We start from the raw sequence: 26,464 nt of genomic DNA, 5'->3' as shown, positions 1-26,464 counted from the left end.
AGATTAAAAATTTTTCGGTAGAAGGGATACTATTTCCGGAAGCCGGTTGTCAGGAAATAAATTCACTAATCCGGGAAGGGTCATCCTTCCGGTAAGAATGATTTTGAATTAAACGGAGCTTATCTCAAAATATTGTTTTGAAGATCATAATTACAAATATTAAGGGTTTTGACGAATATTCAACAATGCGGTATAAATATCTATTCTTAGCATTTCTTGTTGTTTTTGCAAGCTTACTGGAAGGTTGTGGCAAAGGTGGTGGTACTGTGTGTGATCTTGGATTGAAACCTAAGGTTATTGCAACAACGCCTATTGGACAGAACGATACGCTCCTTCTGTCCATTAGTGGTATTGATGAACCTAAAACCTATCAATGGGAGGGGCCTAATGGTTTCTCATCCCATGAAGCATCACCTAGGATCATCAATCCCATAAAAGGCAAAGACCAGGTCTACAGCGTTACAGTTGTAACCAATGGCGGATGTACTTACACCAGTTCTTCAGAAGCCATAACTGTAACAGGTCCCTGGAACCCCTGTGGTCTCGACAGCAACAACGTAAGACTGGTAGGCGTTACCCGTTTTTCTGTAGGTACTGTGACTGGTACTACTACCAGCAACAATAACTATAAAATTGAGGGTATCAGCTCCCAGGCCAGCGTCATAGTAGAGTTTCCTAACAATCAGCCTCCGGCAGAAGGTATATATAATGTACAGTCAGGATCCGGTGCATTACCTGCCGGTGCTGCAAGGGTAACGGTACAAATCAGTACCACTCCCATTTGGACTGCTTCTTCAACAGGTCAGATCTATGTAGCAGTGGATGGTGCCACTACCACTGTCAGCTTCTGTGATCTTACCTTTACCTCAACTAGCCCATCTGGTACCGTCAACACATCAAATGGCAGTGCCAACTTTATGTGGACTCCCTGAGAGTTGAGCTGAAGCGCATCATTACTTTATCTAAAGCAAGATATTCGAGAGCATATTGCCGGGCATTACTGGTAATATGCTCTTGTCTTTTTTCTATTGCCCGTACAATACCTTCAGCCAGCGCCTGCTGATCATCGGAGGCAATCACTATACCTATCTCATGTTCCTTTATCAGCGTATGCAGGCTGGTACCTTCATTGGCCGTCACAAGGGCCAGTCCGCCAACAGCCAGTATAGTGGTCAGCTTGGACGGCATGACAAGATCTCCCGCACCTGACTTCTGGATAACAAGATGCACATCCGCCATATTCAGAAAGCGGTTAAACTGCTCAAAGGGCTGTGTTTCAGGGAAGAAGACATTTTCCAGCCGCATGGTCACAGCCCTGTCCTGCAACTGCTTTTTATAAGGCCCCGCGCCACAGATAAGGAACCTGAATGACGGAGAGCTTTTCATTACAGATGCTGCATGCAGTATGGTTTCCAGCCCCTGTTTTTCTCCAATGGCGCCGGCATACAGAATGACCCTGTCTGTTGCCGCAAAACCATAGGCTTTCTTTAATTGCTCACGGTCTTCCAGCGGGTAGAAAGTGCTGACATCCGTCCAGTTCGGGAAAAAGAATATCTCCTTTCCCGCTTTTGCCCTTATCCTTTGTATCATCCCTTCAGAAATACTGCTTACCTGGTCTGCCTGCCGGAGTATATAGCCCTCAATGCTGAACAGCAAACGTATGAACGCTGCAGAAGAGATCATACCCAGGTCCCGGGCAGCTTCTATCTGCAGGTCCTGTATATGGTAAAAGAACCTGGCCCCGCGTAACTTTTTGTACAGAACACCCATTAATCCCAGGTGAAAAGGAGGCGCTACAGTAATGACAATATCATATTTCCTGCTGACCAGCAATGGCAACATCCGCAGGAATGCTGCACACGCAAAGGAAAAGTCCATCAGTACCCTTCTTTTGCCGGAAGGATTGCCGGGAACATACTGGGGGCACCTGTATATCCTGGCCCTGCCATCAGCAGACAGCTCCCTGCTGTACCAGTAACGTTTGCGGGTATAAGGCGGCTGCACCTTCCATTGTGGATAATGAGGATAAGAAGTGATCACAGTACACTCGTAACCGTTAGCAGACAGCCACCTGATCATCTCACCATTGCACTTGCCGGTACCGGTAGGCTCCGGCATATAGTTGCCGGTTATCAGTAATAAACGCTTTGATTGCATAAGACAGGTCAGTAGGCGTTTTTATCTCCCTTTATCATATTCATCATTGTCTGGAAAATGATCTGGCAATCCAGCCAGAAGCTGTAATGCTCAATATACCAGATGTCCATTTCCACACGCTTCTGCATCAACCCTGATTGTGTTGTATTCCCGCCGCCACGGCAACCATTCACCTGCGCCCACCCTGTTATACCTGGTTTCACCATCTGCCGTAACATATAATGCTGCACTGTTTCCTTCGCTTCAATATGTACCATCGTAGCATGTGGCCTTGGGCCTACAAGAGACATATTCCCGATTAACACATTGAAAAATTGCGGTAATTCATCCAGGTTGGTTTTGCGCAGAAACTTGCCTATAGGCGTGATCCTGCTGTCATTGGGCTGGGTAAGCCGGAATTGGCCATTACTGTCCACCTCACTGGAATCAGCATACATGGAACGGAACTTATAACAGATAATATTTTTATCCCTTAGCCCCCGTCTTTCCTGTTTGTAAAAAACAGGACCTTTGGAAGTTAACCTGATCAGGATGGATATCAGCAGGAACAACCAACCGAAGCCCACAAGCACAGCCAGGGAAAAACAGATATCAAATGCCCGTTTAAGACGTTGTATCCCCGGTTCATCCAGTGGCGAAGAGCGTATATTTACAATAGGTATATTGCCCAGCACATTCATACTTACATTCGGCGTACAATATTCATAGGCGTCAGCTATGATCTGTACCCGTTTGGCTGCCCTCTCACTATCAGATATGATTTTCTTTGTCAGCACCTTCTGCGTTTCAGGTAATGCTACTATCACATCATCAATTTCATTAGCCTCCAGTATCTCACTTAGCTGCGATATCTTACCCAGGTAACGCCCGTTTAACTGTGCTTCAGCATGCTCATCTACAAAACCAACACAGTTATAACCATAATGATTGTTGGTAGTAATGGTCTGATAAAAGCTCATACCGGTGCTGCCTGTGCCTACTATCAGCACATTCCTGGGATTGGTATGATGCGACTGAAGTCTCAGTAACAGCTTTTTGACAATATATTTGGTAATGAGTATCCCGGTAAACATATGAAAACCGTAAAGCAGGGTAAACGTTCGTGGATAAGGATAATACTTAAAGCAATAGAAGAACAGGAACGTGAATATGCAGGTATGGACCAACACCGTTTTCAGTATTGCAACAAACTCGAAAGCGAAAGACCCCGATTTGTTGTAATCATCATATAAACGCAGGGATGTACCGGTTACAGTCCATACCCCTATACTTATAAAAAGCAGCAGCAGATTGAAGCGGGAAAGAAAGACGTCTCCTTTTTCAGCAATGAAATGCCTGGTTAAAAGGAACGCAGCGGTTAAAACAATGTAATCAATGCACTGCCTGACAAACTGGTTTGTAGGAATTGGTTGTTTCATGGGGACTATTTTTTTCTTCTGTACAGTAGGTCCATTTGCAGGATCTGTAAAGCATCTGTCTGTAAAAATCCCACCGGCGCTATGAATTCAAAGCCCAGCTCTTTCACATAATTATGCATCTCGTCAAACAACGGTTCTCCTTCATACATCGGAACAAAAGAAGCTTCGAAGAGAAGGTAATCTATACGGTCAAGGCTTCTCACTGCACCTTTCAACACTTCCTTCTCATATCCCTGTACATCCAGTTTTAAAAGTACAGGCGCCGTAACAGGAATAGCAGGCAGAAGGTCGTCTATACACCTGACCGGTACTTCTATGTTGTTGCAGCCTGCCGTATGCGGCAGTATCTGCTGATGCAGGGAAGAAACATTCAGTACAGAGCTGGCATGTGAATAATGGTTGCTGTGAAATTCAACAGTACCATTACAGCTGCCCAGCGCAAAATTGTAGGTGTGGATCAGCGGTGTTTTCCTTGTGTTCTGCTGCAACAGATGATACACTGTCGGTATCGGCTCAAAGGAGTGTATACTGGCCTTAGGATAATAATGAAGGGCAGATAAGGCAAACTGACCCTGGTTAGCACCTACGTCCAGTATAGTTTTTACCTCCGGTACATAGTGCCTGCAATTGTGTAAAAGTTGTGTGGATGCAATAGAAACACCCTTGTGTAATAGTGAGGTTAAGCCCCTGCCGGATTGTACAAATACTTTGGCTGCGTCTGCAATTTTGAAGATAAGGTTCATGACTAAAATTTATTGTTCCAGCAATCTTTATAAAAACAAATAGTTTCCTGTACGCTTCTGTCCCATGTAAATAACTTCGCCTGTGCTAATCCTGCCTGTATACATCGCTGCCGGTATGTTTCATTTTCCAGCAACAGTATTTTTTCTGCAAATGCTTCTGCCGATATTTCATCTGCCAGTAATCCGGCATTGCCTGTAACCTCAGGCATAGACGTGGTATTGGCGGTAACAACGGGGCAGCCTGCCTTCATGGCTTCTCCGGGAGGAAAGCCAAAACCTTCGTATGAAGTGGGGTACAACAGGCACCATGCATAATTGTACAGAAGGTTCAGGTTGGAAGGACTGACCCGTTCTGCAATATGATAACGCCCCGCTAGTTTCTGTTCTATCAGCAGGCTGTCCCGCTTATTCCAGGGGCCACCGCCGGCAGCTACCAGCTTATACCGGGAAGGGAGTAATCTCATTGCTTCCAGTGCCACTGCAAAATTCTTATAGTTATTCCTCGCTCCTACATACAGAATATAAGGCCCGAAGCCGGGTGGAAGCAGGGGCAAAGGCTCCTCACCTTCATGGCAGGGATGAAAAGTATCAGAAATACCATGATAGATCACCTTTACTTTACGGGGGTCCGTACGCGGATAAAAATGTAACAGCTCCCTGCGCGTGCTGTCCGAAATACAAATGATACCATCCGCCTTTTTAATACCATACCTCTTCTGGCTGATATTGGCCAGGCCACGTGGAAAGTTCACAGCAAGCCCACGCTCATGCGCCAGGTCATGTATGGTCAGTATGTTCACAACATTCTTCTGGGGCGATACACGCAGGTACCCCCCATGAAACACCGCCGTTTCCGGCAACGTATGTCTTAACGGCATATAACGCAGATACCTGGAAGGTATCCAGCTTTCGCGTATGCAATGATGCTGCCGGTAATCCAGCCGCTGCTCAAAAATATTCTCAGGGTTCAGCCGTGCGTTCAGAAAGCTGACAGGCAACCCGCTCCTGCAAATGCCCTGTAGCAGTTCATACCAGTAAACAGATACGCCGCCTGCTTTCTGAATGGTAAATACAATATTGTCCAGGAATATTTCCATACACTACTGATAACTGATCATTTTATAATCGGTAACACTTTCTTCCTCTTCCCCGAACGTGCATAGCAATGCTATGATGATCAGGAACAGGTCTATCTGGCTGAAGAAAAAACATATCCATATAAAAGCCAGGTAACTGCTCTCGAAAGGCGTAATATCCTGCCTGGTCTGTGTTAATGTGAAGAAGAAAATGAACAGCGAGAATATGCCGAACTCCGCCAGTATATAAAACCATCGCATATTCAGATTATGCCCTCCCACACCATTCACCCGGTTCTCATAGTTCATCTGTCCAAAGAAATATTGTGCAGGAATGAAAGTGCTGTTGCCGGCTCCATAACCCGAAATCAACAGGTAAGGCTGATCTCTCAAAAAATCCACCACCGGCAATTCCATATCCCTTTGCAGGGGCATGCCTAATACAACATTGTCCTTTTGCCAGACCTCATTATCATACCGGTAAACAGAACGTTTGAATATCAGCTCATACATAGTATTATGCTGGTTCTTTGCGTACATCTTGATGAAATAGTCCTTTGAGGCCGCGACGATCATAAAAAGGCCTATTATAATGCCCAGCGTGCTGAGTATTTTCAACCTCGTGGAAGACAGTACGGATGTCAGTAAATAGGTGATGCCGGCAGCAAATACGTTGATCCAGAATGTCTGGGAAATGGTCATTACTCCCATCACCACACAAACCCCCGCCATCCAGTATTGACGGTCTTTTATATACAACGGGACACATAATGAAAGGAAGGCGCTGAATACTTTAGGCTCTGCAAAAAGAGCCTGCACACGCAACGAAAGCATTGACGACGCCTGCTCCTGCAGGTACCGGCGCTGCAACCCCAGTATCTCGCCCAGTACTTCGCTTCTGAAAGCGTATTGACAGCTTACCTGCAGTATCACTATCATGAGAGAGAATCTCGCTATCCGTTTCATGACCTCCGAAAAGAACTCAAACGATAACTGCTCTTTTTCCTGTATAAGCTTGGCGCCTATTGCAAACAGAGGCAGGTAAAGCTTGAAATAGAAGTAAAGAGGCCGTAGGTAAAAGGCTGTTTGCTTACCCTCAGGATAATAGAACGGATCTTTGTAAAGCTGTATGATAAAAAATATGGCAATGTTAGACAGGGCAGGAAGCAGCAGCAGTAAAAGATATTTTCGCTGCACATACAGCTGCCCGGTAATAAGCCGGTGTCCCTGTTCTACCATGAACACAATACTCACAAAAAAAGTAGCAGTGAATGTGGGCCCTATTATAAGCATCGTATACGCCTCTGCAGCAAAGGCATACAGTATGGTTTCCAGTGCCGTGATCCGCCCTTTGTAATGGAGGTACAGCAGCGCAGCTGAGATAACCAGCGGCATGGTTTCCCTGAAAACCTCCACGTAGAGGTTATTACTTATTAATACATTATAGATTACATTCATTACCGCATTTTTAAGAAATACGCTTGTACAGATTATACAGCAGAGCATTGCTTTTTATGATCTTCTTCATTGCAATTGAGAGCTGGCTGTCGTTGAATAATGTTCTTACAGTAAAAGCATCTGCTGCCTGATCTGTCCTGATGGTTAACGGATGGGAAATTTCTTTCAGGCTGTTATAAACCATTCTCTTAAACCATACCGGTGGTGTTGCAGTATGTGTCGCATCCTGGCCAAAACCTGTATTCCTGATAAGATTTGTATTGGGTGTAATGGCAATGCCGTCATTGAAAAGGACGCTCATAAACCATTGTATATCCCATGTATCTATCTTTTGTTCATAAATTATTCTGAGATCATGCTGGAACCGGGGTATAAAATGAGTGCTGTCATGCTGACTGTATCTCTGCAAAGTGAAATCATAATATTTCCATGCTCTTCTCCAGCTGGCCCAGCCCCATATATGTGCATACTTCGAGAAGTAATAAGAAGCATCCCCCCGTTCTATTCCCATCTGGTAGTTACTTCCACCTATATGCATAATCTTTTCATCTAAGCGGTACCGTTCCAGTAACGCTGAACAGAAAGTAAAAAAAGAAGAATCAGGTAAACAATCATCTTCCAGTATGATCCCTTCTTCTACCTCCTCAAAAAACCAGCTGATAGCGCTGCTTACAGCTTTTCCACAACCCAGGTTCCTGGGCCGGAACAGTGTTTTGACCTCGCATGGCCAGTCTATATGATGTAATACGGCATCCCTGGTGGCATGACATAGCTCAGTCTCTCCGGGTTTATTTTCCCGCGGACCATCTGCTGCAATGAAGAGTTGCGCAGGTTGCTGTTGCCGTATAGCCTCAAGCACCTGCAATGCTTGCGCAGAACGGTTAAAGATCAGTAAAAGGACAGGTGTATTCAACTATTATAATTATATCATTTAATCGCTTCCAGCGCCACTGCATTCTCGAACCTGGACGCTTCTTCCACTAACCTGAACATATCATCAGGACAATCATTAAAACTACAGGACCGTACCTGCGTAAACCCTGCCTGTTGTAAAATATGTGTCAGCGAAAGATGGTCCCACATATAGAGGTGATCACTGTTACCTATGGTTGTTTGCAGCAGGCCTTTCAGGCCACGGGGACGCCGTCTCTTACCCAGCATCGTCTTCTGCAGGAACTTGATATTTGCCTCACGGTCATGCCTTGAAAGATCTTCCACGTATTCTCTCGCAGCACTTTCCAGGTCGGGTACCACACATCTGAAATATCCGCCGGACTTGAGAATACGGTGGGTATTACGCACAGCCAACAGGCAGTCATCATAGGAAAGATGTTCAAGCACATGTGAACAATACACTCCGTTACAGGAATTCTCCCTTATGCCGGGCAGCTCCTTCAGGATATCCCCCAGCAGCACATCCGACGGAAAAGTAACGTGCATCCTGTTCTTCAGTAATCCACCTATAAGCGGCAGCTGTTGTATACGCAGGGTAGGCGAGGCGTCAAAATTCTTCCATCCCTGCGGCGCAGAGAATGGGCCACAGCCGTATTGTACATATAGGTTACTCATGATAGTTATTGCTCGTCATGTTTTTAAAAAAATAAGTATAGTATGTCTTGGCAAAAACGGCATATCCTGCCTCCTGCATAAATCTTCCCAGCTCACAGTTGTTCATGTCTGCCAGGAGGAACGGATTGGATTCCACCAATATGTAGGTAGGCCTGTACTTCTGCCAGTTGTTGGACCTCAGCACATCCATATCCAACCCCTCCGCATCTATGGTCAGGAAATCAATAGTAATGCCTGCGGGCAGATAATGGTCCAGTATATCCGCCAGCGGCCAGGTCTCTATTTTCTGCTGCCTGATCACTTTGTATTTTGGGTCCTGTGTATACTCAGTTACTTTATCTGATGAAAAAGTATTTAATGCCGGTTCATTGAAGATGTGGTAAGTAAGCTGTTGTCTTACAGCAGATACGCCCATCTCCAGGTTCACGTCCTGCGGCCGGTATTTGTCAAACATGGCCTTTGAACCCGGCATCGGATCAATGTTAATCCCTTTCCATTTCATTTTGTAAAAAAGATAGGTATTGGATACACGGAACGGATGATGCGCGCCTACATCCACATACACCCCGTTTGTCTTATTGTCAAAGATCCTTTTCAATATCAGGTCTTCTCCTTCAGAACTATAGGCAGGTGCCAGGTAACGAAGCCTGGGAGCCAGCCTGGAGGCTATGTTGGCAACTATTTTCTTAACACTGCTCATTTCGTCAACGGCTTTTCACGTATTACTGATAATAAATTTTCTGTGTAATCTCTGAGTGCGTCCAGCACCTGTCTGGCATCCTGCAGCGCTCTTGAAGGCATCAGCATCCTTAGCATAAAAAAACGTATCTGACCTGTTCTGTCCAGCACTATCAACGTACTGCATACTGCTATATAAGACACTACTGTAGCTATGGCGGCGCCTGCTCCCCCTGTATGAGGTATCAGCAGCAGGTTCACCGCCAGGTTCACAATAATGCCGGCTATTGTAGCATATAGGTTGATATTATAAGCGCCCTCCACTATCTGGTACTGCATAATGGCCACGCAAAGGAACACGGGTATATTGGCCCAGATATGAATAGCCAGGATCAACCCGGACTGAGGATATTGCACACCGTACAGGATGGCGGTAAGCCTGCCCGCCATAAAAGAGATGCTCACCGCTATCAGTACGCTTAGCCAGAAAGAAAGACGTAACCATCTTTCAATAGCTTGCCTGTATTCTTCCATATGCTCCTCCCGTTTCCTGACAAGGCCGGGAAGCAATGCCGTAGCTATTACCGTAGGAATAGCATACCATAGCTCCGATATCCTGGCAGCAGCGGCATATTCACCCAGCTGTACAGAACTGCCGAAGGTATCCAGCATCAGCTGGTCTGACTTCATATACAGCAGTACAAGCACACCGGTGAACATCAGCGGCCAGCTATGCAGGAAAAGATATTTTATCTCTGCACCATTGACAGCCCTGAATAGTGCCCTGCCATTTTCCAGGTAGCGGAACAGTATCACCACACAGGTGAACAAAAGTTCAACAAGCGTAAGCCAGAGGAATGTCAGTAACGTACCATTCATATAAACTGCCGTCATTTTCAGCAAACAGAAAAAGATGAACACTGTTACCCTTGGTATGATCACTTTCTGCACCTCATTTTTTGCCTGGTAGCAATAATCAAATACCTCAAAGCTCTGCAGTATGATGTTAATAGCTGTGATAGCGGTACAATACAGGTATACGGTTGCATGCGGCTTCATAACGGTCACAATGCCCAGGCATAATATAAAGGCCGCGAAGCCTGCAGCCAGCCGCATCGCCAGGGCAGATGCAATGATCCTGTCCTGCCGCTCAGGATAAGACACCACCTCCTTTACCACTACCTTGTCCAGCCCCAGTACTGAAAAGCTGCCGGCAATGGTGGTCAGGGCAATGGCAAAGTTCCATATGCCGAACAACTCCGGGCCTATATGCCGGGCTATCATGGCCATAGTAATAAGGCCAAGGAATAGCCGCGCAAGTTTATCTGCCAGCAGCCAGCCACTGTTTTTAAATATCTTATACAAGGCGCTTTCTCATTTTATTCAACAATGCTGTCCACCATCTTACTGGTTGTCTGTTCTCCGAATATGAATAAGAGTAATGATCGTAGTAATAGTATGGATAGAACGAATCCTGCTCAATACCATTAAATACCACCCCCTTCTTACGGAAATGATCATCTTTTATGCTTTCTGCCATACTGGCCAGTTTGGATTTGAGCGTGTAATTATAACGTACTACGAACAGGGTACAGTCCACGTAGGTTGACAGGCTCTTTGCATCCGATACTATACCCACAGGAGCCGTATCCATCAGTATATAGTCAAATCGCTGTTTCAGCGTGTCCAGTAACGTTTTCATCCTGTTTCCCTCAATCAGCTCTACAGGATTGGGAGGAATAGGCCCTGACGATATTAGGAAGAGATTGTCCGCACCTGGTACTACTTTGATGATCTCGTCTATGGTTTTATTCTCTACTACATAATTGGTGAAACCCACATGATTGTCCAGTCCCAGGGTGCGTGATAGTTTCGGCTTACGAAGGTCCAGCTCCATGAGCAACACTTTTTTGTTGTTTACCGTCAATGAGTTACCCAGCCTGGAAGTAATGAATGTCTTTCCTTCGCCTGATATGCCGGAAGTAAGCATGATTGTGGTAGAGCTGGTATGCTCGTTCAGCAGGAAGCGCAGGTTGGTACGCAGGTTGAAGATCTGTTCCAGCAGCACAGATCTGTTTTTTAATGAAAGCTCCTTTGCACCTTCTTCATCCTGGTAGATCTCTGCCATCAACGGCGCATGGAACGTCTGCTCTATCTCCTCCTTGCTCAGTACCCGGGTATTCAGGAAATATTTGATGTAGATATAAATAGTGCCCAGCACCAGCCCGCCAAAAATAAAGCTCACAAACACCAGCATCTTCTTCGGCGATTCCGGTTTGGCAGGTACAAAGGCAGGAGCCAGTACCTTATTGTCAGTTACATTACTTGCATATGAAACGGCCGCTTCTTCTTTCTTCTTGAGCAGGTGCAGGTAAAGGTTTTCTTTCACTCCCTGCTGCCTTTTAATATTGATATACTCCCTTTCATATGCCGGTATGTTGGCTATCTTGGCCTGTATCTGGTTTACTTTTTCCTGCATACGGTTCTGCGCTACACCGGCATTACGCTTATAACCGGAAATGTAATTCCTGATAGTGTTCTTTGTATCGGTGATCTGCGCATCCAGGTTCTGCAGTATCATACTGCCGGGTTGTAGAGACAGTGAAAGCCTCCTTTTCTCTTTCAGCAGCTCCTCATAACGGTTGATCATGCCTGTCAGCGCCTGGTCTACATTGCCAAGTACAGGGGCAAACGGGTAATTGGTACCGGGATCATTGATATATTCTTCCACCTGGTCAAATACAGACAGCTGCATATTGGCGTCGTTCAGCCTGATGTCAGCTTCTTTTACCTGCTCCAGCGCCAGTTTCGAGCTCTCCTCTATATCAGTGATGCCCCGCTGTACCTTAAATTGCTCTTCCTGTTTTTCGAGATATCCCAGTTCATCTTTCAACGAATCTATCCTCACATTCAGGAAACGGATAGTTTTCAACGCTACCCGGTTCTTATCATCCAGCGTATATTCGTTATAGGTGTCCAGCAACGCGTTCAGGAAATGAGCTGTGCGTGCTGCAATACGGTCCTCATAGGTAACAAGCACCACGGTAGCGTCCCTGTTCACCAGGGCCGTTCCTATGTCGTCAATCTTTTTATATGCCAGCTGCTCAATAGAATCTACCTGGATACTGTAATTCCCATGGCTCTCCTCCTGGTGTAACGGACTGAACGTAATGCTGAACCTGTCTTTGTTCACAAAAAAAGGTTCCCCGGAATGTACATGAAACAGGGCGCTGGTATCATTTTTTGGATTCATCCATTTAACGGTAAGTAACCCATTATCGGGTTTTACATCAAATGTGTAGTTGCCCGTATTACTGCTGTCACTCAGGAAATGAAGATTCAGCGGGTTGTTATCATAAAGCTCTTCATCCCTGAAAGGCCCCTTCTTGAAATAGCGTACATTAAAGCGGTTATCCCGGATCACTTTGCCGATAAGTATAGGAGATTTCAATACCTCCATTTCATTCTCTATGTTCTTACCATTATTGAAAAGGGAAAGGGACTTCAGCAGGTCTGCTTCCTCTCCGCCCTTCTTTTCATCTTTGAGATAAAGTTTGGCGGTAGACATATACCTCGGACGGGCATACTTCAGGTAAATGAAAGATCCCACAATGGCAAGCGCCAGCAGGATGATGTACAAAGGCCAGTGAAAGATCAGTTTCTTCAACAGGTCATTGAGATCAATAACGGTATTTTTATTAGGAATAGTTTTATTACGGTTCATATGTTTTCAGATCAATTAACAGTAACGATGATAAGTGTGGTTATCAACGATAATGCGCCAATGAAAGCAGGTAGTAACTGTACAAACTTTGAAGTGCCGAATGGCTTATTGGGCCCTGGTTTCACATATACCACATCGTTGTTGTTCAGATAATAGTAAGGTGATGCCAGTGTTTTGCTGTCGTTCAGGTTCAGAGACGCGTACTGTTTCACACCGTCTACCTCCCTTATCACCATGATATCGTCCCTGACAGCGGTGACATTCAGATCGCCTGCCATGCTCAGCGCATCCAGGATAGAGGCACGTTCGGCAGAGATCTTGAAAGAGCCGGGATGCGCCACATCCCCCAGCACAGAGATCCTGAAATTGGTGATACGGGTAGACACATACGCATTCCGTATCGTTTTGTCCAGCTCTGCAGTGATAATACTGTTTACCTCCGAAGTGGTTTTATCCTTTACATATATCTTCCCGACTATAGGTAATGAAACATAGCCTGAACTGTCTACAATATATCCCGGGTCCATGCCATTTCCCGCCATGGGAGATGAATTGACAGACGCCGGGTTCAGGATCAGCGATATGTCCTTGTCGATCGTTGTGATCGTGATCTGCAGCACATCCCCAGGTTGAATTTTGAGAGGCTGCAGTTTGTTTGTTGTCTCAGTTCCATTTGTCTTTTCAATGTCATTGAAGTAGGTGATTTTTTTAGTGTTAACGCAGCTTGTAAAAATGGACAAAGCAAAAAATAACAGTAACCGGAATTTAGTTATCATACATTTTTTTTATTAAAGCACCGTTGTGCAAACAGTTGTAACGGCCTTTTTATGATGGTTGATGACGTTTACGTGATCACTTTATTATTTGGAACGGGTACTAAGCCAGGAGCCGCTTTCCGGGGCAATCTTCGCCTGAAAAGTTCCTGTACCGGTAATTCAAAGTAGTAATGAACAATAATGCTTAACGGAATCAATACAGAATAAAATAACAGTAACATAAGAGGGGAATGGAATACCGAACGACTAATTCCCGCCACATCCACGATCACCAATGTGAGTACCATCAGAGGGAAATGCAGTAAGTACAAAGCATAACTGGCATTTCCCAGCACCTGCGCCCAGCGTATCTTGATACTGCCCCACACCGTTTCCGAAAAAGCCAGCGCCAGCACCGTAGTCGGAGATACAATAGTTCTGATATAGGTATTGCGTGCAAGATTGAAGATAGCAGTGTCCTTATCGGCAGACCAGCCCGGCATCAACTCATGCAACAGGTACATGCTGGTATTTCTCAGGTAGGAGAAGACGTATTCTGTCAGCGCCGTTATCCACGCAAGCACCGCCACTACCACAACTGTAACAGCTATTCTGCGCACATGCTCTTTACGGAACAACCACCTGTACAGGTGATAGGTAAGCGCGCCCAGGTAGAAAGAATAAATACCCTGGCCTACCATAGAATAAAAATATTGCAGCACAGCGCCGGCTATCACCATCCACGTAAGCAGCCGTATATTATTCTGCAGCCGCCTGCGTGCTATGATGAAAAACAGCAGGTATAACAGCATCTCTACAGATACTGACCACGATGGCCCGTTAAAACCGTTAAGCGCAGGCGTTTTTTCAAACCCCCAGCTGTGTATAACAAATAAATTCAGTACAAAATGCCAGAGGTCGTTGTTCTGTACAATGAACGGATGCCCGTTGATGTTGATCATAATACCCTGCAGTATAGCAATGGCAAACAGGGTAATAATATGTGTTGGGTAAAGCCTCGTTAACCGGTAAGACGCAAAATAATCGAAAGTAATACTCCTGTCAGCCACCCTGTCTGCATAAAACCAAAAGAAAATAAAGCCGGATAAAAGAAAAAACAGGTCTACAGCAAAATTTGCATGGTAATAAATAGCAGAGAGATAAGAAAAAAGAGGTAACCCCATCTCCCTCATGGGAATGGTTTGCAAGGTGTCATTATTATAGAAATAGAATTGCCAGTGACACAAAACAACAATGAGCGCGGCAAAACCTCTGATGACATCCAGGCTGAAAAAATATTTTGGAGCAGACTTCTCAGGAGTCATGAATGCAATTCAATAGAGCAATAAAAAACCGTTAATGGCTTGGGGAACCATTACACATAAGGAGTTATTCGCAGATTTTTTTTGATTATTGCATTCCAGATAGAGACAAAGTAAATCAAAATAATCATATCCACAAAATTCTGAGTCAGATCTTATCACCTCAACCATACCCGCAAGGCCAAACTACTCTTATATAAACGAGTTTACACTGATAAACTGCTGGTCAGATCAACATGTTATAAATAATTCCGAAATGAACAATATTTATATTATCATGTTTTAACCTAGTGATTTTTACTGTACCCCTTTTTTTAAATAAACATATATTCTGTCGTTAATGAAACAAGTAAAAAAATTGATTAATGTCCTCTATCATTATTTGTACGCCATCCGTAAAAGTCAGCAAACGGATATATTATTATTAGGTACCCTGCTTGCAAGACAGAATAAGACCCTCCCGGTATTAGACAATATTGCCGCGGCAGAATTCAAGGTATTCTCCCAGGCGGGAGATGACGGCATTATCCAGTACCTGATCAACAAGGTATATATCCCTGAAACCACCTTTATCGAATTTGGTGTAGAGAATTATGTAGAATCAAATACACGCTTCCTCTTAAAACATAATAATTGGTCAGGCCTGGTAATAGACGGCTCAGAAAAAGCGGTCAGCTATATAAAAACAGACGATATCTATTGGCAGCATGAGCTGAAAGCACTGCAATCCTTCATTACAGCAGAAAATATCAATGAGCTGATCTCCTCCCAGGGAATAAAAGGTGAGATCGGGCTGTTATCGGTCGACATCGATGGCAACGATTATTGGGTATGGAAAGCGATCACCGTGGTAGATCCCGTGATCGTTGTAGCAGAATACAATAGTGTTTTTGGCATTGAAAGGGCTATTACAGTCCCTTACAGGCCGGATTTTGTGCGTAGTAAAGAACATTACAGCCATCTCTACTTTGGGGCCTCTCTGAAAGCATTATGTATGCTGGCAGAAGAGAAAGGCTATGCCTTTGTAGGCTCCAATTCCATTGGTAACAACGCATACTTCGTTAAAAAGGACAGACTGGGGCCGTTGAAAGCACTTAGCCCGGAAGAAGGATACATCTACTCCCGCTTCAGGGAAAGCAGGAACAAAAAAGGTAACCTGGATTATCTGACCGGTCATGAAAGATACCAGCGGATAGCAGGAATGCCTGTATATAATGTCGCTACCGGTCAGCCGGAAAAGATCTGATCATAAATCTTAACCACAACCTTATGAATATTGTAACCGACACATTGAGGAAAGTCTACGTGTTCCTTTTTGCACGTAAGGCGCTCTACTCCGTTAACCTGCTGATCTATAAACTAAGCATGAGAGGGCTGGGCGTCATGAACTATGAAAATGATCATGTAAGTGGTGAAAGCGCTTTCATAAAATATATGAAAGCCACCCGTAAACTGGATACCGGCGTGGTCCTGGACGTAGGCGCCAATGTCGGGCATTACTCGGTTATGCTGCGGCAGAAAAATATTCATCTTCCCATTTACGCTTTTGAACCTCATCCTGTAGCTTACAGTAAGCTGGAAAAAGCAGCCTCGGCACACAGTTTTGTTGCTGTGCCCAGAGGGGCGGGCAACAGGCCGGAAAGAACAGTGATCTACGATTATGCAGGAAATACAGGCTCAGAACATGCCAGCATGTACCGGGAGGTGATCAGCGGGTTCCGCGACAGCGAAGTGGCAGAAGTGACGATAGATATTACAACCATCGACGAATTTATTGAAGAGAAAGGAATAACTGAAGTAGCCCTGTTGAAAATAGATACAGAAGGGCATGAGCTGAATGTGTTGAAAGGCGCCGCCACCAGCATTGCTAACGGCCTGATCAATGTGGTCCAGATCGAATTCAACGAGATGAATGTCATTTCCCGCACCTTCTTTAAAGATATCATTGATATACTGCCGGGATATAGATTTTATCGCCTGCTGCCCGACGGATTGAAAGAGATGGGGAAATACAACGCTGCAGCCTTCGAAATATTTGCTTTTCAGAACATTGTAGCTATCCGGGATTAAATCTTTTATCGCTTTTTTATGGTATTGCCTCTTTTTTTTCATCTGCGCAAAAAAACTGCGCAGGTGGGAAAGAAATTTGCATTATCATTAAAACAGTAAAAGATAAGCATATGAACAAGATCAACGGTGCAGACCTGATAGCAATAGGTTATCACGAAGGTAAAATACTGGGACTGGCCCTGGAAGTAACAGCAACACATTACCAGGACCACCCCAGGGAGCAGTTGCTTGAACTGATGCGTACGGTGAAGGAAAAACCCGAAACTTTTCTGGATGATGAGGTCCTGGAGGAATTGGCCACTAAGATCATTGAAGAGGCCAATGCTCCGGTAGATGATACTATTCAGCTGAAACAGACTGCAGGAACTTTTGTGGTGTATGGAGCTGATCATATTGATGAAGGTACCCGTAAACAGATGAATATAGCAATGAAACTGCCGGTAACGGCAGGAGGCGCTTTAATGCCCGATGCGCATCAGGGATACGGATTGCCTATAGGAGGCGTGCTCGCTACTAAAAACGCAGTTATACCATATGGTGTAGGTGTCGATATAGGATGCCGTATGGCATTGTCCATCTTCGATATCCCGGAAGAACATTTCTACGCCAACCATGATATTTATAAACGTGAACTGGTAGCGCATACACGCTTTGGTGCCGGTCATGGATATCATGGTAAGGAAAGAACAGAACATGCCGTGCTTGACCGGGAAGAATTTAACCTGAACCAGCAGATCAGACAATTGCAGGATAAGGCATATTCACAGTTAGGTACCTCCGGTGGCGGTAACCACTTCGTGGAATGGGGTATTATTGAATTTACAGAAGATGATAAACCGCTGAACATACCTAAGGGTAAATACCTGGCATTACTTTCCCACTCCGGTTCAAGAGGCTTTGGCGCTACTATAGCAGGCTATTATACAAAGCTGGCAAAACAGCTGTGTAAACTGCCACAGGAAGCCGCTAACCTGGCTTATCTTGATCTTGATACAGCAGAAGGACAGGAATACTGGCTGGCAATGAACCTTGCAGGCGATTACGCCGCTGCATGTCATGAAGTGATCCATAACAAACTGGCAAAAGCCATCGGCGGTAACCTGCTGGCAAAAGTGGAAAACCACCACAACTTTGCATGGAAAGAGAACTGGAACGGTGAAAATGTGATCGTACATAGAAAAGGCGCTACACCCGCCTCTAAAGATGTGATGGGTATTATTCCAGGCTCTATGACCGCTCCGGGTTTCCTGGTACGTGGTAAAGGAGAAGCAGCAGCCATCAATTCCGCTTCTCACGGTGCCGGCCGTCAGTTAAGCCGTACTAAAGCCATACAGCAGATATCAAAAGAAGATATGAAAGCTATACTGGCCGCTAATAACGTTACATTGATAGGAGCAGGGCTGGATGAAGCGCCCATGGCGTATAAGGATATCAATATTGTCATGGAAGCACAGAAAGATCTGGTAGATATCATAGCTAAGTTTTCTCCTAAAATGGTACGAATGGCAGACGATGGAAGCAAAGAAGACTAAAAACTTTAAAAATTAACGCCTCTAATATTTGCAACAATGATTCAAATTTGTATCTTTAATCTGATTGCAATCGGGGAAAAGCCGAAACCCTCAAAATAGTAGGCGTTAATCTTTTAAATACTATTTTATGAAAGAGAACCAAAGACTGAGCCTTGATGACCTCAGGATTGAAAGCTTTGTAACCAGCATTGACAGCGAAATGAACAGCCGCCTTGCAGGAGGTATTGCTGGCCATGACGCAGCAGACTCTCATCCTACCCATACTGAAATAACAGATGACGAAGGCCATGAGTGCGAAACTGTAATTTGTTAAGAATCGGTGAATAGATTTGAGAACGTAAACAGTTGCCGGAACGATGTCACAGTCGTTCCGGTTTATATTTTAAAAGCTCTCCCGGTCACATACAGCAAAAAAGTATTCTCCTCAGAAGATCGCTGCTATCATCCCATGCCCGATCAGTTCCTTTACCTGCCCTGAAATAGCGGCACTTACCCTTTCTTTCTCTCCCGGAAAATGAACACGCAACATATGATTAATAATATCAGTAATGGTCTGCGGAGTAGATAACTGCTGCATAATAAATACTGTCAGTGCATTAACAGGCAATATAGAAACCCCTTTTTCATGACTATATATCAAATGGTGACCATGTAGCTTTACATGCTCTCCAATACTAAGTATGGCAGACTGGAACAGTTTCCCTTCTTCACGAAGCAGCAGCCAGGCGCCTGCCCTTAATACCTGCTCCCTCTTACGGAAACATAACATGCCTTTATGTTCCAGCCATAACGATTTGACAATCTGTTCCCGCTTAAATATTTCTTTTACTGGAAAAGAAGTGAGTAGTTTTTCCAGCTCATGGATATTATCCACTTCTTCAAAAATGGTAGTATAATGCGGCAACCCGGCTATTGTTTCCTGGAAACAGGGAGATAGTATCTTTTCTTTCACACCTGATGCCGGGTACAATGCAGAAGCTTTATAAGTGCCGCAGATAGCCGGATACAGAATAGTATCACCGGTATATGGCAATAGTAGCTGCAGGAACATATATCCAACTCCGGCAGTACCGGACAATAATGCCGGATCTGTACCTCCGGCGGCACTGTATGTATTATATGTTCCGTGCTGCTTAAAGAATGTCAGAGCATCCTCAGCTATATACATAGCTTCATCCCTGAGCGAGGGTACACCCAGTATCTTTGCCGCATGTATAAGCATCAACGCATGTCCTCCATATCCGCTGCATAAAGTATAGTTCATCCTTTTTTTCTCCCGTACATCCTGCAACGCCCTGTTAATACCATTATGCGCCTGCGCTGCATAAAGCGTATCACCTGTTAACCGGTAAGCTTCCAGGCGCGCAAGCGTACTGCCCACTGCACCATGTGCCCAGGAGCTGGTATCGCTCATCCTTTTACGAAAACTCTCAAGCGGCCAAGCCAGCGCTTCATCCGCTGTTATCTTTTTACTGTCTGCACGAAGGTCCATCCAGTTATTCCTTTCCTCGTCATAATACATCATCTCATACAATAATGCCTGCCTGGCCAGGTAGTGCAGCCCTTCATCCTTTATATAGTTACCTGTTTGAAGCATGGCATAGGCTATGCCCGCAGCGCCATGTGAAAATCCGGTCAGGCTATCATAGGCAAATTTTTCATTGTCCCATTTCAACCCCTCCGGGGCAATACGTGCATGCGCTATCAGCAGGTCATAGATAGAGCGTAACAATTGTAATAACTGTTCATTGCCTGTATGTGAATAAAGATAAGAGATCACAAACAGGTTACCTGCATGCCCGCTCAGCAGATCATCCTTCACTACACCATGAAGTATACCCTCCTGCAAATACAGCGCAAGTTGTACGGCATCCTTAATATATTGCCCTCTCTGGGTAACCTCGTACATTTTGATACATACATACAGCAACCCCGTGGCGCCGGTATAAAAAGTATAATACCTGGGTGCAGCAGCATAGCTTTTCCTGATCAGCCTTTGTAAGACTTTGTCACAATGATCAATATATCTTTGCTGCGGATTGTAATTATAAAGCGACAGGAAGAATAATATTGTACCGGCACTGCCATTAAAGATATCCGTAGTTTCAGGCATTACTACTGGCTGACTGGTATCATCGGTCCTTGTCCGCTGCCAGAATAATCCGTCTTCATCTTCCTGCAACACCCCCAGCAGGTTTTCTGCAATGTCATATACAGCTGCCTCTATAGGTAACATATTCAAGACATTTTTGTGTGAAGTACATCATACATGATTCATCCCTGTTAGGAATACCCAACCGGTTATGCTGCATATGTAATAAACTGCGGATAACAGATCGCATCCTGCTACGTTCTACAGATCTGTAGTAAGCTGTGAGTATCTCTGTCTGTGCATTTACATATTGCTGTAATAAAGGACCTGCTTTGCCTGCATCCAGCTCTGCACAATGTCTTTCAATGGCAGGCAACAGTATGTCCTCATATTTTGAAAAATGTTCTTCAAATAATGACAGGTGAAAATTGGGTTCATGTACACGAGGTAACCATGACTGTACAAACTCCCTGCATATCAGCAAGGCATCAGGTAGCCCGTATAACATAGTTACATTCAGTTTCACAGCCTCTGTAAAAGCCTCATCCGTAAGAACAGATAGTACATATGCAGAAGATAAATGGAAATGCTGTTCGGCCAGCTGCATGTTCTCATATCTTGATAGCTCCTGCACATAAGGAATATATTGTATTGTAAAATCATGCTCATACCTGTTGAGCACCACTTTCAGCGTTGTTATATTCTCTGTAGCTGTTTGCAGCCTTAGCCGTATATGCGGGCCGCCTTCCCCATACCGTATAAAGAAGTAAGGTGCAGGTTCATACAGAAGTGGTTTAACTTCTTCCAGGAAAGGAATGACCAGTTGCTGCAGTACATCATTCAACGCTCCTTTATGAAATATATGTATGGATAGCCATATTGTTTGCATGAAACTCACTTTATTTTTCTGGAGACATATACTTATACCAATGAATAAGATGTTCCGTAACCTGTTCTATCTCCGATACATGCGGCAGCATCTCCTCCAGGTATATGTATTTTCCGGCTTTGGACAATAACTTCCTGAACAGTATCACCAGCAGCGGCTTGGAGAAACAGATATACTGCGGCTTGTAATCGTCTTTTATCATCTTCACCTTCTCATCGGCTCCCGCAGGTATGGCATATGATTTCAGGAAAAGGAACACATGCTCCGGCAGTTCTGCCCTGGCCCTCCATGCACTCAGCCGTGCATAATAACCTGCATCGGTTTCTGTATTACCCGGCTGAGGAATGGCAGATGTCCTGACAATCCAGGCCTTTCTTCTCAGAATAATATGCTGCTCAAAAGTGATACGTGGTTTACTGACAATATCCTGTTCTTTATCTGCCGGGAAAACAGACTGGTACTGTGCATCTGCTTCCATTATCAGCGCACGTAAAGGTATTCTGCGCTCAGGATTAAAATGAGCCAGCAACTGGTAGAAATTAGAGCGGTTAAAGAATGATTGCAGGGAAAGATCATAGGCATGTATTTCCTTATTATCCGGTGTATGGACAAGAAATAGCAACCGGGTGGCCGGATTGAACCTTACTTCAATTTTATCCATCGCTATCAGCTGATGGTCGGAGTAATTGCTATGCCCTCCGGGAATACGGATACCATATGGAAGCAGGGGAGGATGAATGTTGGCGTTAAAACTGGAGCCATCCCCCAGCTCAGCCTGCATAACCTCAGGATGCAACCGTCTGTTCCATTCATTAAAATCCTGTGTGATTACCGGGTCAAACAGGTCAAGGAAGCGCCCTGCAACTTTCCCCATACCGGGTAGCATGTGATTGATCACTCCGCATAATTCCCCGCTTCCATTACGGAACAGTTGTACAAACATGCCTCTTGCACATGGATCCTGTCCCGGTGCCATGTTAAACTGTGCGGCGGAAAGCCTGATCTCTTCAGCAGTTATATCCTTTGCCTCTAATATATGGGAAGGAAACACTACCACATCTCTTTTTCTTTGCTCCTTTTGCTGTTTCTTTTCCTGTTGATAATAGGTTTTGTAAAAGCTGGTAATACTGGCATTGCCGGTTTCTCCATAATGCTTCAGAAAGAAATCCCGCATGCGGATACGTTCTTCCTGCATACTGTCAAGCTGTTCCAGCAAAGTACAAAGCAGCTCAGCTTTGTTCACAAGTGCTGTGGTATCTGTAACTGGCAGCATCCCCTTTGCCTTTGTAGAAGCATCCTCATAAAAGATACCTGACAGGGGAAACTGCTGTAACATAAAGTGTGTAGTATCAAATTTTTCTTTCTGCCTCTTCACTTCCTGTTGTACAAGCTGCGCCAATGTACCATTGTCTGCATGCACGCCTGTTACACCAGCTTCCTGCTCCAGCATATTAAGATGTTGTTGAAGGAAGTGTCCGGCTTCCCGGAGAATAGCATCCCGTTTTACTGTTGTAGCCCCGGCATATGCTTCCCGTTGTTGTCTTAGCAATAATAGCAGCGCTGTAAGCGGATGCCCCGGCAGCCGTCGTTCAAGAAAAGAGTATAACTCACTGTCCCATGCAGGATTGACGCCTGAACATCCGGTACCTGCCTCCAGGTACCCGGAAGATATGAGCTGTAACAGGTACGCTTTAATCTGCTGCCGGTCTGTATCAGGTATCTGGCTGCTCAGAATATCTGCCAGCATCCGGATGTTTACAGGGCCTGGTTGTTGTGGCAGGTAGGAATATAACCATTGCACCACACTGCCACAGGGCATTTTCTGAAAAGCCTCAATATTGCGGTAAGCTGCCAGGAAATGCACATGTGCGTTCTCTTGCACCACCGTCGGATTAAGCTGTACTTCCAGTATTTCACTCAGTACTGGATGATGTACCATCAGCAATCGCAGGTAATCAAACAACTTGTTGTTGAGCCGGATATTGGATATAATCTCTGTATCTGCCGGCAGATAATAACCATCTCCCATGACAGCTGTTCCGGTATAAGTGAACGTACTGAAAGGAGATGTTTTAAAAGACATCCTGGTAAGGTACCGTAGCAGGCTGTATTCATTCTTTTGCTCTTTGTGCCTGAAAACAGAAGGTGCCCTGTTTATAAAAGACGGCAGCTGACTGTAGAGAGTAGGACTGGATAGTAACAGCCCTTTCTTCAGAAGATCCCCTTCGGCCCATCGTTGCAGCTGCTTCCTGTAAACGGTCAGCTGTTGCTCAAAGGAAGTCTCCCAGGCAGCATATCCGTCCTGCAGGGCCGTCAATAGTTTAGCGTATCCGGCAGGAATATCTGCCGTAAGTTTATCGTTATAAACAGCTCTCTTAATATTCAGCAGCTTTTTCCGTTCGGCATCATTGTCTGCATCCTGGATACGGTAATAAAGCTCTTCACAGAGTATGGTCTTGTTATGCTCTTTCTCTGCTTCCAGCGCATGTAATGTATCCAGCTGCTGCTGTTGCTGCTCAGGTAAGGCCAACGCTTCAAAGAGGGTAGGGCATAAGGGCGCATAGCGCACAAATGAATGAGGGAATACAGTTACTGTCATATGGAATGATTTTACTGGCCCAGCTCCAGCTGGTTTTTAATCAGGTGATAGTATGCACCTTTTACGTTGATCAATGAATGATGTGTACCATGTTCAACAATACGTCCTTTATCCATCACCACTATCTGGTCGGCATGTTTTACAGTACTGAGCCGGTGAGCAACTATCACAACCGTTTTGCCGGGAAAGAATTGATGCAGGCTGTTCATGATGGCGCGTTCATTATGTGCGTCGAGAGAGTTGGTGGCTTCATCCAGGAGAATAAGCTGTGGATTACGGTAAATGAGCCTTGCTATCAGCAGGCGTTGTTGCTGCCCTTCACTCAGGCCATAGCCGTCTTTGCCTATCATAGTATCATAACCAAAAGGCATAGAAGAGAAGAAATCGTGTATGTTAGCCATTTTACAGGCAGCATATAACCGCTCAGCATCTCTTTCTGTGCTCCCCGCATAAACATTGCCTGCAATGGTATCCATAAATACATAACCGTCCTGCATTACTACACCGCAATGCTGACGCCAGTCACCTGCGTTTACGGATGTCAGCGGAAGCCCTCCTATCATAATACGTCCGGCTGTGGGAGCATAGAACTTCAACAGCAGCTTGAGTAAGGTGGTCTTACCACTGCCACTCATACCCACAATAGCGGTAACCTTACCTGCCGGCAGGGTGAGGTCAATATTATCCAGCACTACCGGAGAATGCTGATGCCCGTATTGAAAACGTAGCCCTTCCAGTCTGATGTCTTTCCCTTTAATATCTTCTGCTGTAATACGGGTATGATGATGCTGGTCCTCATCCGGTTCCTGTTGCACCTCCGCTATACGCTGCAGGCTGAAAAGGGTATTCTGCGAAGACCTGATAAAGTCGGCCAGCTGTAGTACCGGCGTATTCAGTTGCCCGCATATATAGGTAATGGCCAGCATAGCGCCCAATGTGATATTCCCCTGTATGACAAGTATAGCCGCCACAGAGGTGATCATTACATTCTTTATCTCGTTGATGAATAAACCGGTGCCCTGCATGAACTGGTCCATCCGCAGGCTTTCCAGCTTCAGGTCAAATGATCTCTCCTGTACAGACTGCCATTGCTCACTTTTAATTGCCTCGCTGCCTGTCAGCTTGATCTCCTGCATAGCGCCGAATATTTCCAGTAGCACCTGCTGGTTGACAGCCAGCATCCTGAACTTCTGCTGGTCCAGTAGCTTCCGCTTTTCCTGGAAAGAGTTGGCCCAGAAAATGGCAATAACAGCTCCTGCCAGGAACAGGAGAAAGATCCAGAGATTATAGTATAACAACACGCCGCCCAGCACCACCGTACTAATAACAGCCATGACAAATGTGACAAATATGGAAGTGAGAAACTCCTCCACCCGCTGGTTATCTGCTATCCTCTGCAGGTTATCGCCTGCATGCCTGTTGTCAAAAAAAGGAAGGGGCAGCCGCATAAGTTTTTGAATAAACCCCCGCAGCATCTGGATACTGATACGGGTACCCAGTTTATATAATAGCCTGGCGCGTATAAAATCCATTGCCATACGCCCGGAAAAAAGCATCAGCTGACCCACACAAATGAGTAATAACAAAGGAATGTTTTGCTGATGTATCCCTTTATCCACCACCATTTGAGTAAGTATAGGCGCCAGCAGTGAAAATCCTGATGCCAGCAGCAGACTTCCCAGCACAGGGCTTAGCAATTTCCTGTGCGCTTTGAGATAAGGCAATAGCGTCAGCAAAGTAGTTCGTTGCTCCGGTATACTTTCCTGCTCATAAAATGATGAGGTAGGCTCCAGGAATAATGCCCTGCCCGTAGTACTGTTCTCATCCTTTTGCCATGCCCTGAGAAATTCTCTTTTGGTATAGCCGATGCTGCGGCCAACAGCAGGATCAGCTACATAAGCATGTGTAGCAGTAATATGATGCAACACTACAAAATGTTGTTTCTCCCAATGTAGCAGGCAGGGAAGTGGCGCCTTATCAGATAGCACTGTTAACGGCAGCTCTGCCGATAACGTTTTAAATCCAAGTTGCTCTCCCGCTGCTATAAGATCAGCTATAGTCACTCCCTGCCTTGTACTCTTGCTCAGGTTACGCAGATGCTGCAACGGAAAGTGCCGCCCATAGTGGGCTGCCACCATTTTCAGGCAGGTGGGGCCACAATCCATAGCATCAGACTGTTTATATAATGGGAACTTTCTTACGTGAAACATGACGATGGGTTTTCCTGGCCAAAGATATTAAATTGTAACATTGTTGCAAATATTTAAAACTACCCTTATCTTTACATCACTGAAATAATTACAACAGGTACTATTAAATAAAAACAATGTCATACTGCATTGTGAGGTGAGCTCACTTTGCGGAATGGGTATTCTATTGCTA

21 protein-coding genes are annotated in these 26,464 nt (G+C 45.0%); 5 read left to right on the top strand and 16 right to left on the bottom strand.

All coding sequences use genetic code 11. From position 1 onward, the window contains the following. Nucleotides 1–185 precede the first annotated feature (185 nt). A complete protein-coding gene (locus GO493_RS20300; RefSeq protein ID WP_232538904.1) occupies nucleotides 186–932 on the top strand; it encodes a hypothetical protein in 747 nt (248 codons plus the stop codon). Here the strand turns inward: GO493_RS20300 and GO493_RS20295 are convergent. The 12 genes from GO493_RS20295 to GO493_RS20240 form a co-directional block, all read right to left on the bottom strand. Further along, complete coding sequence (locus tag GO493_RS20295) at nucleotides 916–2,157, bottom strand: WcaI family glycosyltransferase (RefSeq protein ID WP_157308062.1); 1,242 nt, start codon at nucleotides 2,155–2,157, stop codon at nucleotides 916–918. The genes GO493_RS20300 and GO493_RS20295 overlap by 17 nt on opposite strands. Nucleotides 2,158–2,165: 8 nt before the next feature. Then, the gene (locus GO493_RS20290) at nucleotides 2,166–3,575 is read right to left on the bottom strand and encodes an undecaprenyl-phosphate glucose phosphotransferase (RefSeq protein ID WP_157308061.1); all 1,410 of its coding nucleotides are present in this window, start codon (nucleotides 3,573–3,575) and stop codon (nucleotides 2,166–2,168) included. Nucleotides 3,576–3,580: 5 nt separating this feature from the next. Then, complete coding sequence (locus GO493_RS20285) at nucleotides 3,581–4,318, bottom strand: FkbM family methyltransferase (protein WP_157308060.1); 738 nt, start codon at nucleotides 4,316–4,318, stop codon at nucleotides 3,581–3,583. 2 nt (nucleotides 4,319–4,320) lie between these two features. Next, the gene (locus tag GO493_RS20280) at nucleotides 4,321–5,415 is read right to left on the bottom strand and encodes a glycosyltransferase family 4 protein (RefSeq protein WP_157308059.1); all 1,095 of its coding nucleotides are present in this window, start codon (nucleotides 5,413–5,415) and stop codon (nucleotides 4,321–4,323) included. A 3-nt stretch (nucleotides 5,416–5,418) separates the two neighbouring features. After that, the gene (locus GO493_RS20275) at nucleotides 5,419–6,852 is read right to left on the bottom strand and encodes a hypothetical protein (protein ID WP_157308058.1); all 1,434 of its coding nucleotides are present in this window, start codon (nucleotides 6,850–6,852) and stop codon (nucleotides 5,419–5,421) included. A gap of 10 nt (nucleotides 6,853–6,862) precedes the next feature. Then, entirely contained in the window at nucleotides 6,863–7,765 is a 903-nt protein-coding gene (locus GO493_RS20270; protein ID WP_157308057.1) for a nucleotide-diphospho-sugar transferase, read from the bottom strand. A gap of 14 nt (nucleotides 7,766–7,779) precedes the next feature. Next, nucleotides 7,780–8,421, bottom strand: coding sequence for a class I SAM-dependent methyltransferase (locus GO493_RS20265; protein ID WP_157308056.1), 642 nt, complete (start codon nucleotides 8,419–8,421; stop codon nucleotides 7,780–7,782). Then, complete coding sequence (locus GO493_RS20260; RefSeq protein WP_157308055.1) at nucleotides 8,414–9,121, bottom strand: FkbM family methyltransferase; 708 nt, start codon at nucleotides 9,119–9,121, stop codon at nucleotides 8,414–8,416. The genes GO493_RS20265 and GO493_RS20260 overlap by 8 nt, the downstream gene beginning before the upstream one ends. Next, a complete protein-coding gene (locus GO493_RS20255) occupies nucleotides 9,118–10,464 on the bottom strand; it encodes a flippase (protein ID WP_157308054.1) in 1,347 nt (448 codons plus the stop codon). Before GO493_RS20255 ends, GO493_RS20260 begins: the two co-directional genes overlap by 4 nt. Then, nucleotides 10,457–12,823 (bottom strand): GumC family protein, encoded by a 2,367-nt coding sequence (locus GO493_RS20250; RefSeq protein ID WP_157308053.1) that lies wholly within the window; start codon nucleotides 12,821–12,823, stop codon nucleotides 10,457–10,459. Before GO493_RS20250 ends, GO493_RS20255 begins: the two co-directional genes overlap by 8 nt. 11 nt (nucleotides 12,824–12,834) lie before the next feature. Next, nucleotides 12,835–13,599 (bottom strand): polysaccharide biosynthesis/export family protein, encoded by a 765-nt coding sequence (locus GO493_RS20245; protein ID WP_198315779.1) that lies wholly within the window; start codon nucleotides 13,597–13,599, stop codon nucleotides 12,835–12,837. A gap of 68 nt (nucleotides 13,600–13,667) precedes the next feature. Further along, complete coding sequence (locus GO493_RS20240; protein ID WP_157308051.1) at nucleotides 13,668–14,903, bottom strand: acyltransferase family protein; 1,236 nt, start codon at nucleotides 14,901–14,903, stop codon at nucleotides 13,668–13,670. A 337-nt stretch (nucleotides 14,904–15,240) separates the two neighbouring features. Here GO493_RS20240 and GO493_RS20235 point away from each other — a divergent pair, with 337 nt between their 5' ends. The 4 genes from GO493_RS20235 to GO493_RS20220 all read left to right on the top strand — a co-directional run bounded on the left by GO493_RS20235 (nucleotide 15,241) and on the right by GO493_RS20220 (nucleotide 18,815). Beyond that, complete coding sequence (locus GO493_RS20235) at nucleotides 15,241–16,146, top strand: hypothetical protein (protein ID WP_157308050.1); 906 nt, start codon at nucleotides 15,241–15,243, stop codon at nucleotides 16,144–16,146. Nucleotides 16,147–16,169: 23 nt separating this feature from the next. Beyond that, nucleotides 16,170–16,970, top strand: coding sequence for an FkbM family methyltransferase (locus GO493_RS20230; protein WP_157308049.1), 801 nt, complete (start codon nucleotides 16,170–16,172; stop codon nucleotides 16,968–16,970). Nucleotides 16,971–17,080: 110 nt separating this feature from the next. Further along, nucleotides 17,081–18,502 carry an RtcB family protein gene (locus GO493_RS20225; protein WP_157308048.1) on the top strand — a complete coding sequence of 474 codons (1,422 nt, stop codon included), beginning with the start codon at nucleotides 17,081–17,083 and terminating at the stop codon, nucleotides 18,500–18,502. 127 nt (nucleotides 18,503–18,629) lie between these two features. After that, nucleotides 18,630–18,815 carry a pinensin family lanthipeptide gene (locus GO493_RS20220; RefSeq protein ID WP_157308047.1) on the top strand — a complete coding sequence of 62 codons (186 nt, stop codon included), beginning with the start codon at nucleotides 18,630–18,632 and terminating at the stop codon, nucleotides 18,813–18,815. A gap of 111 nt (nucleotides 18,816–18,926) precedes the next feature. Here the strand turns inward: GO493_RS20220 and GO493_RS20215 are convergent, their stop codons facing one another. From GO493_RS20215 to GO493_RS20200, 4 genes are read right to left on the bottom strand one after another with little or no spacing between them, the layout of a single operon-like run. Further along, nucleotides 18,927–20,738, bottom strand: coding sequence for a lanthionine synthetase LanC family protein (locus GO493_RS20215; RefSeq protein ID WP_157308046.1), 1,812 nt, complete (start codon nucleotides 20,736–20,738; stop codon nucleotides 18,927–18,929). After that, on the bottom strand, nucleotides 20,710–21,483 hold the full coding sequence (locus tag GO493_RS20210) for a thiopeptide-type bacteriocin biosynthesis protein (protein ID WP_157308045.1): 774 nt from the start codon (nucleotides 21,481–21,483) through the stop codon (nucleotides 20,710–20,712). Before GO493_RS20210 ends, GO493_RS20215 begins: the two co-directional genes overlap by 29 nt. A gap of 10 nt (nucleotides 21,484–21,493) precedes the next feature. Continuing rightward, nucleotides 21,494–24,082: a lantibiotic dehydratase gene (locus GO493_RS20205; RefSeq protein ID WP_157308044.1), complete on the bottom strand. Its 2,589-nt coding sequence runs from the start codon at nucleotides 24,080–24,082 to the stop codon at nucleotides 21,494–21,496. Nucleotides 24,083–24,093: 11 nt separating this feature from the next. Further along, nucleotides 24,094–26,292 (bottom strand): peptidase domain-containing ABC transporter, encoded by a 2,199-nt coding sequence (locus GO493_RS20200; protein ID WP_157308043.1) that lies wholly within the window; start codon nucleotides 26,290–26,292, stop codon nucleotides 24,094–24,096. Nucleotides 26,293–26,464: the final 172 nt, after the last annotated feature.

The organism is Chitinophaga tropicalis, assembly GCF_009758205.1.
GTDB classification, from domain to species: domain Bacteria; phylum Bacteroidota; class Bacteroidia; order Chitinophagales; family Chitinophagaceae; genus Chitinophaga; species Chitinophaga tropicalis.
This window is presented reverse-complemented; position numbering and strand designations above follow the sequence as displayed.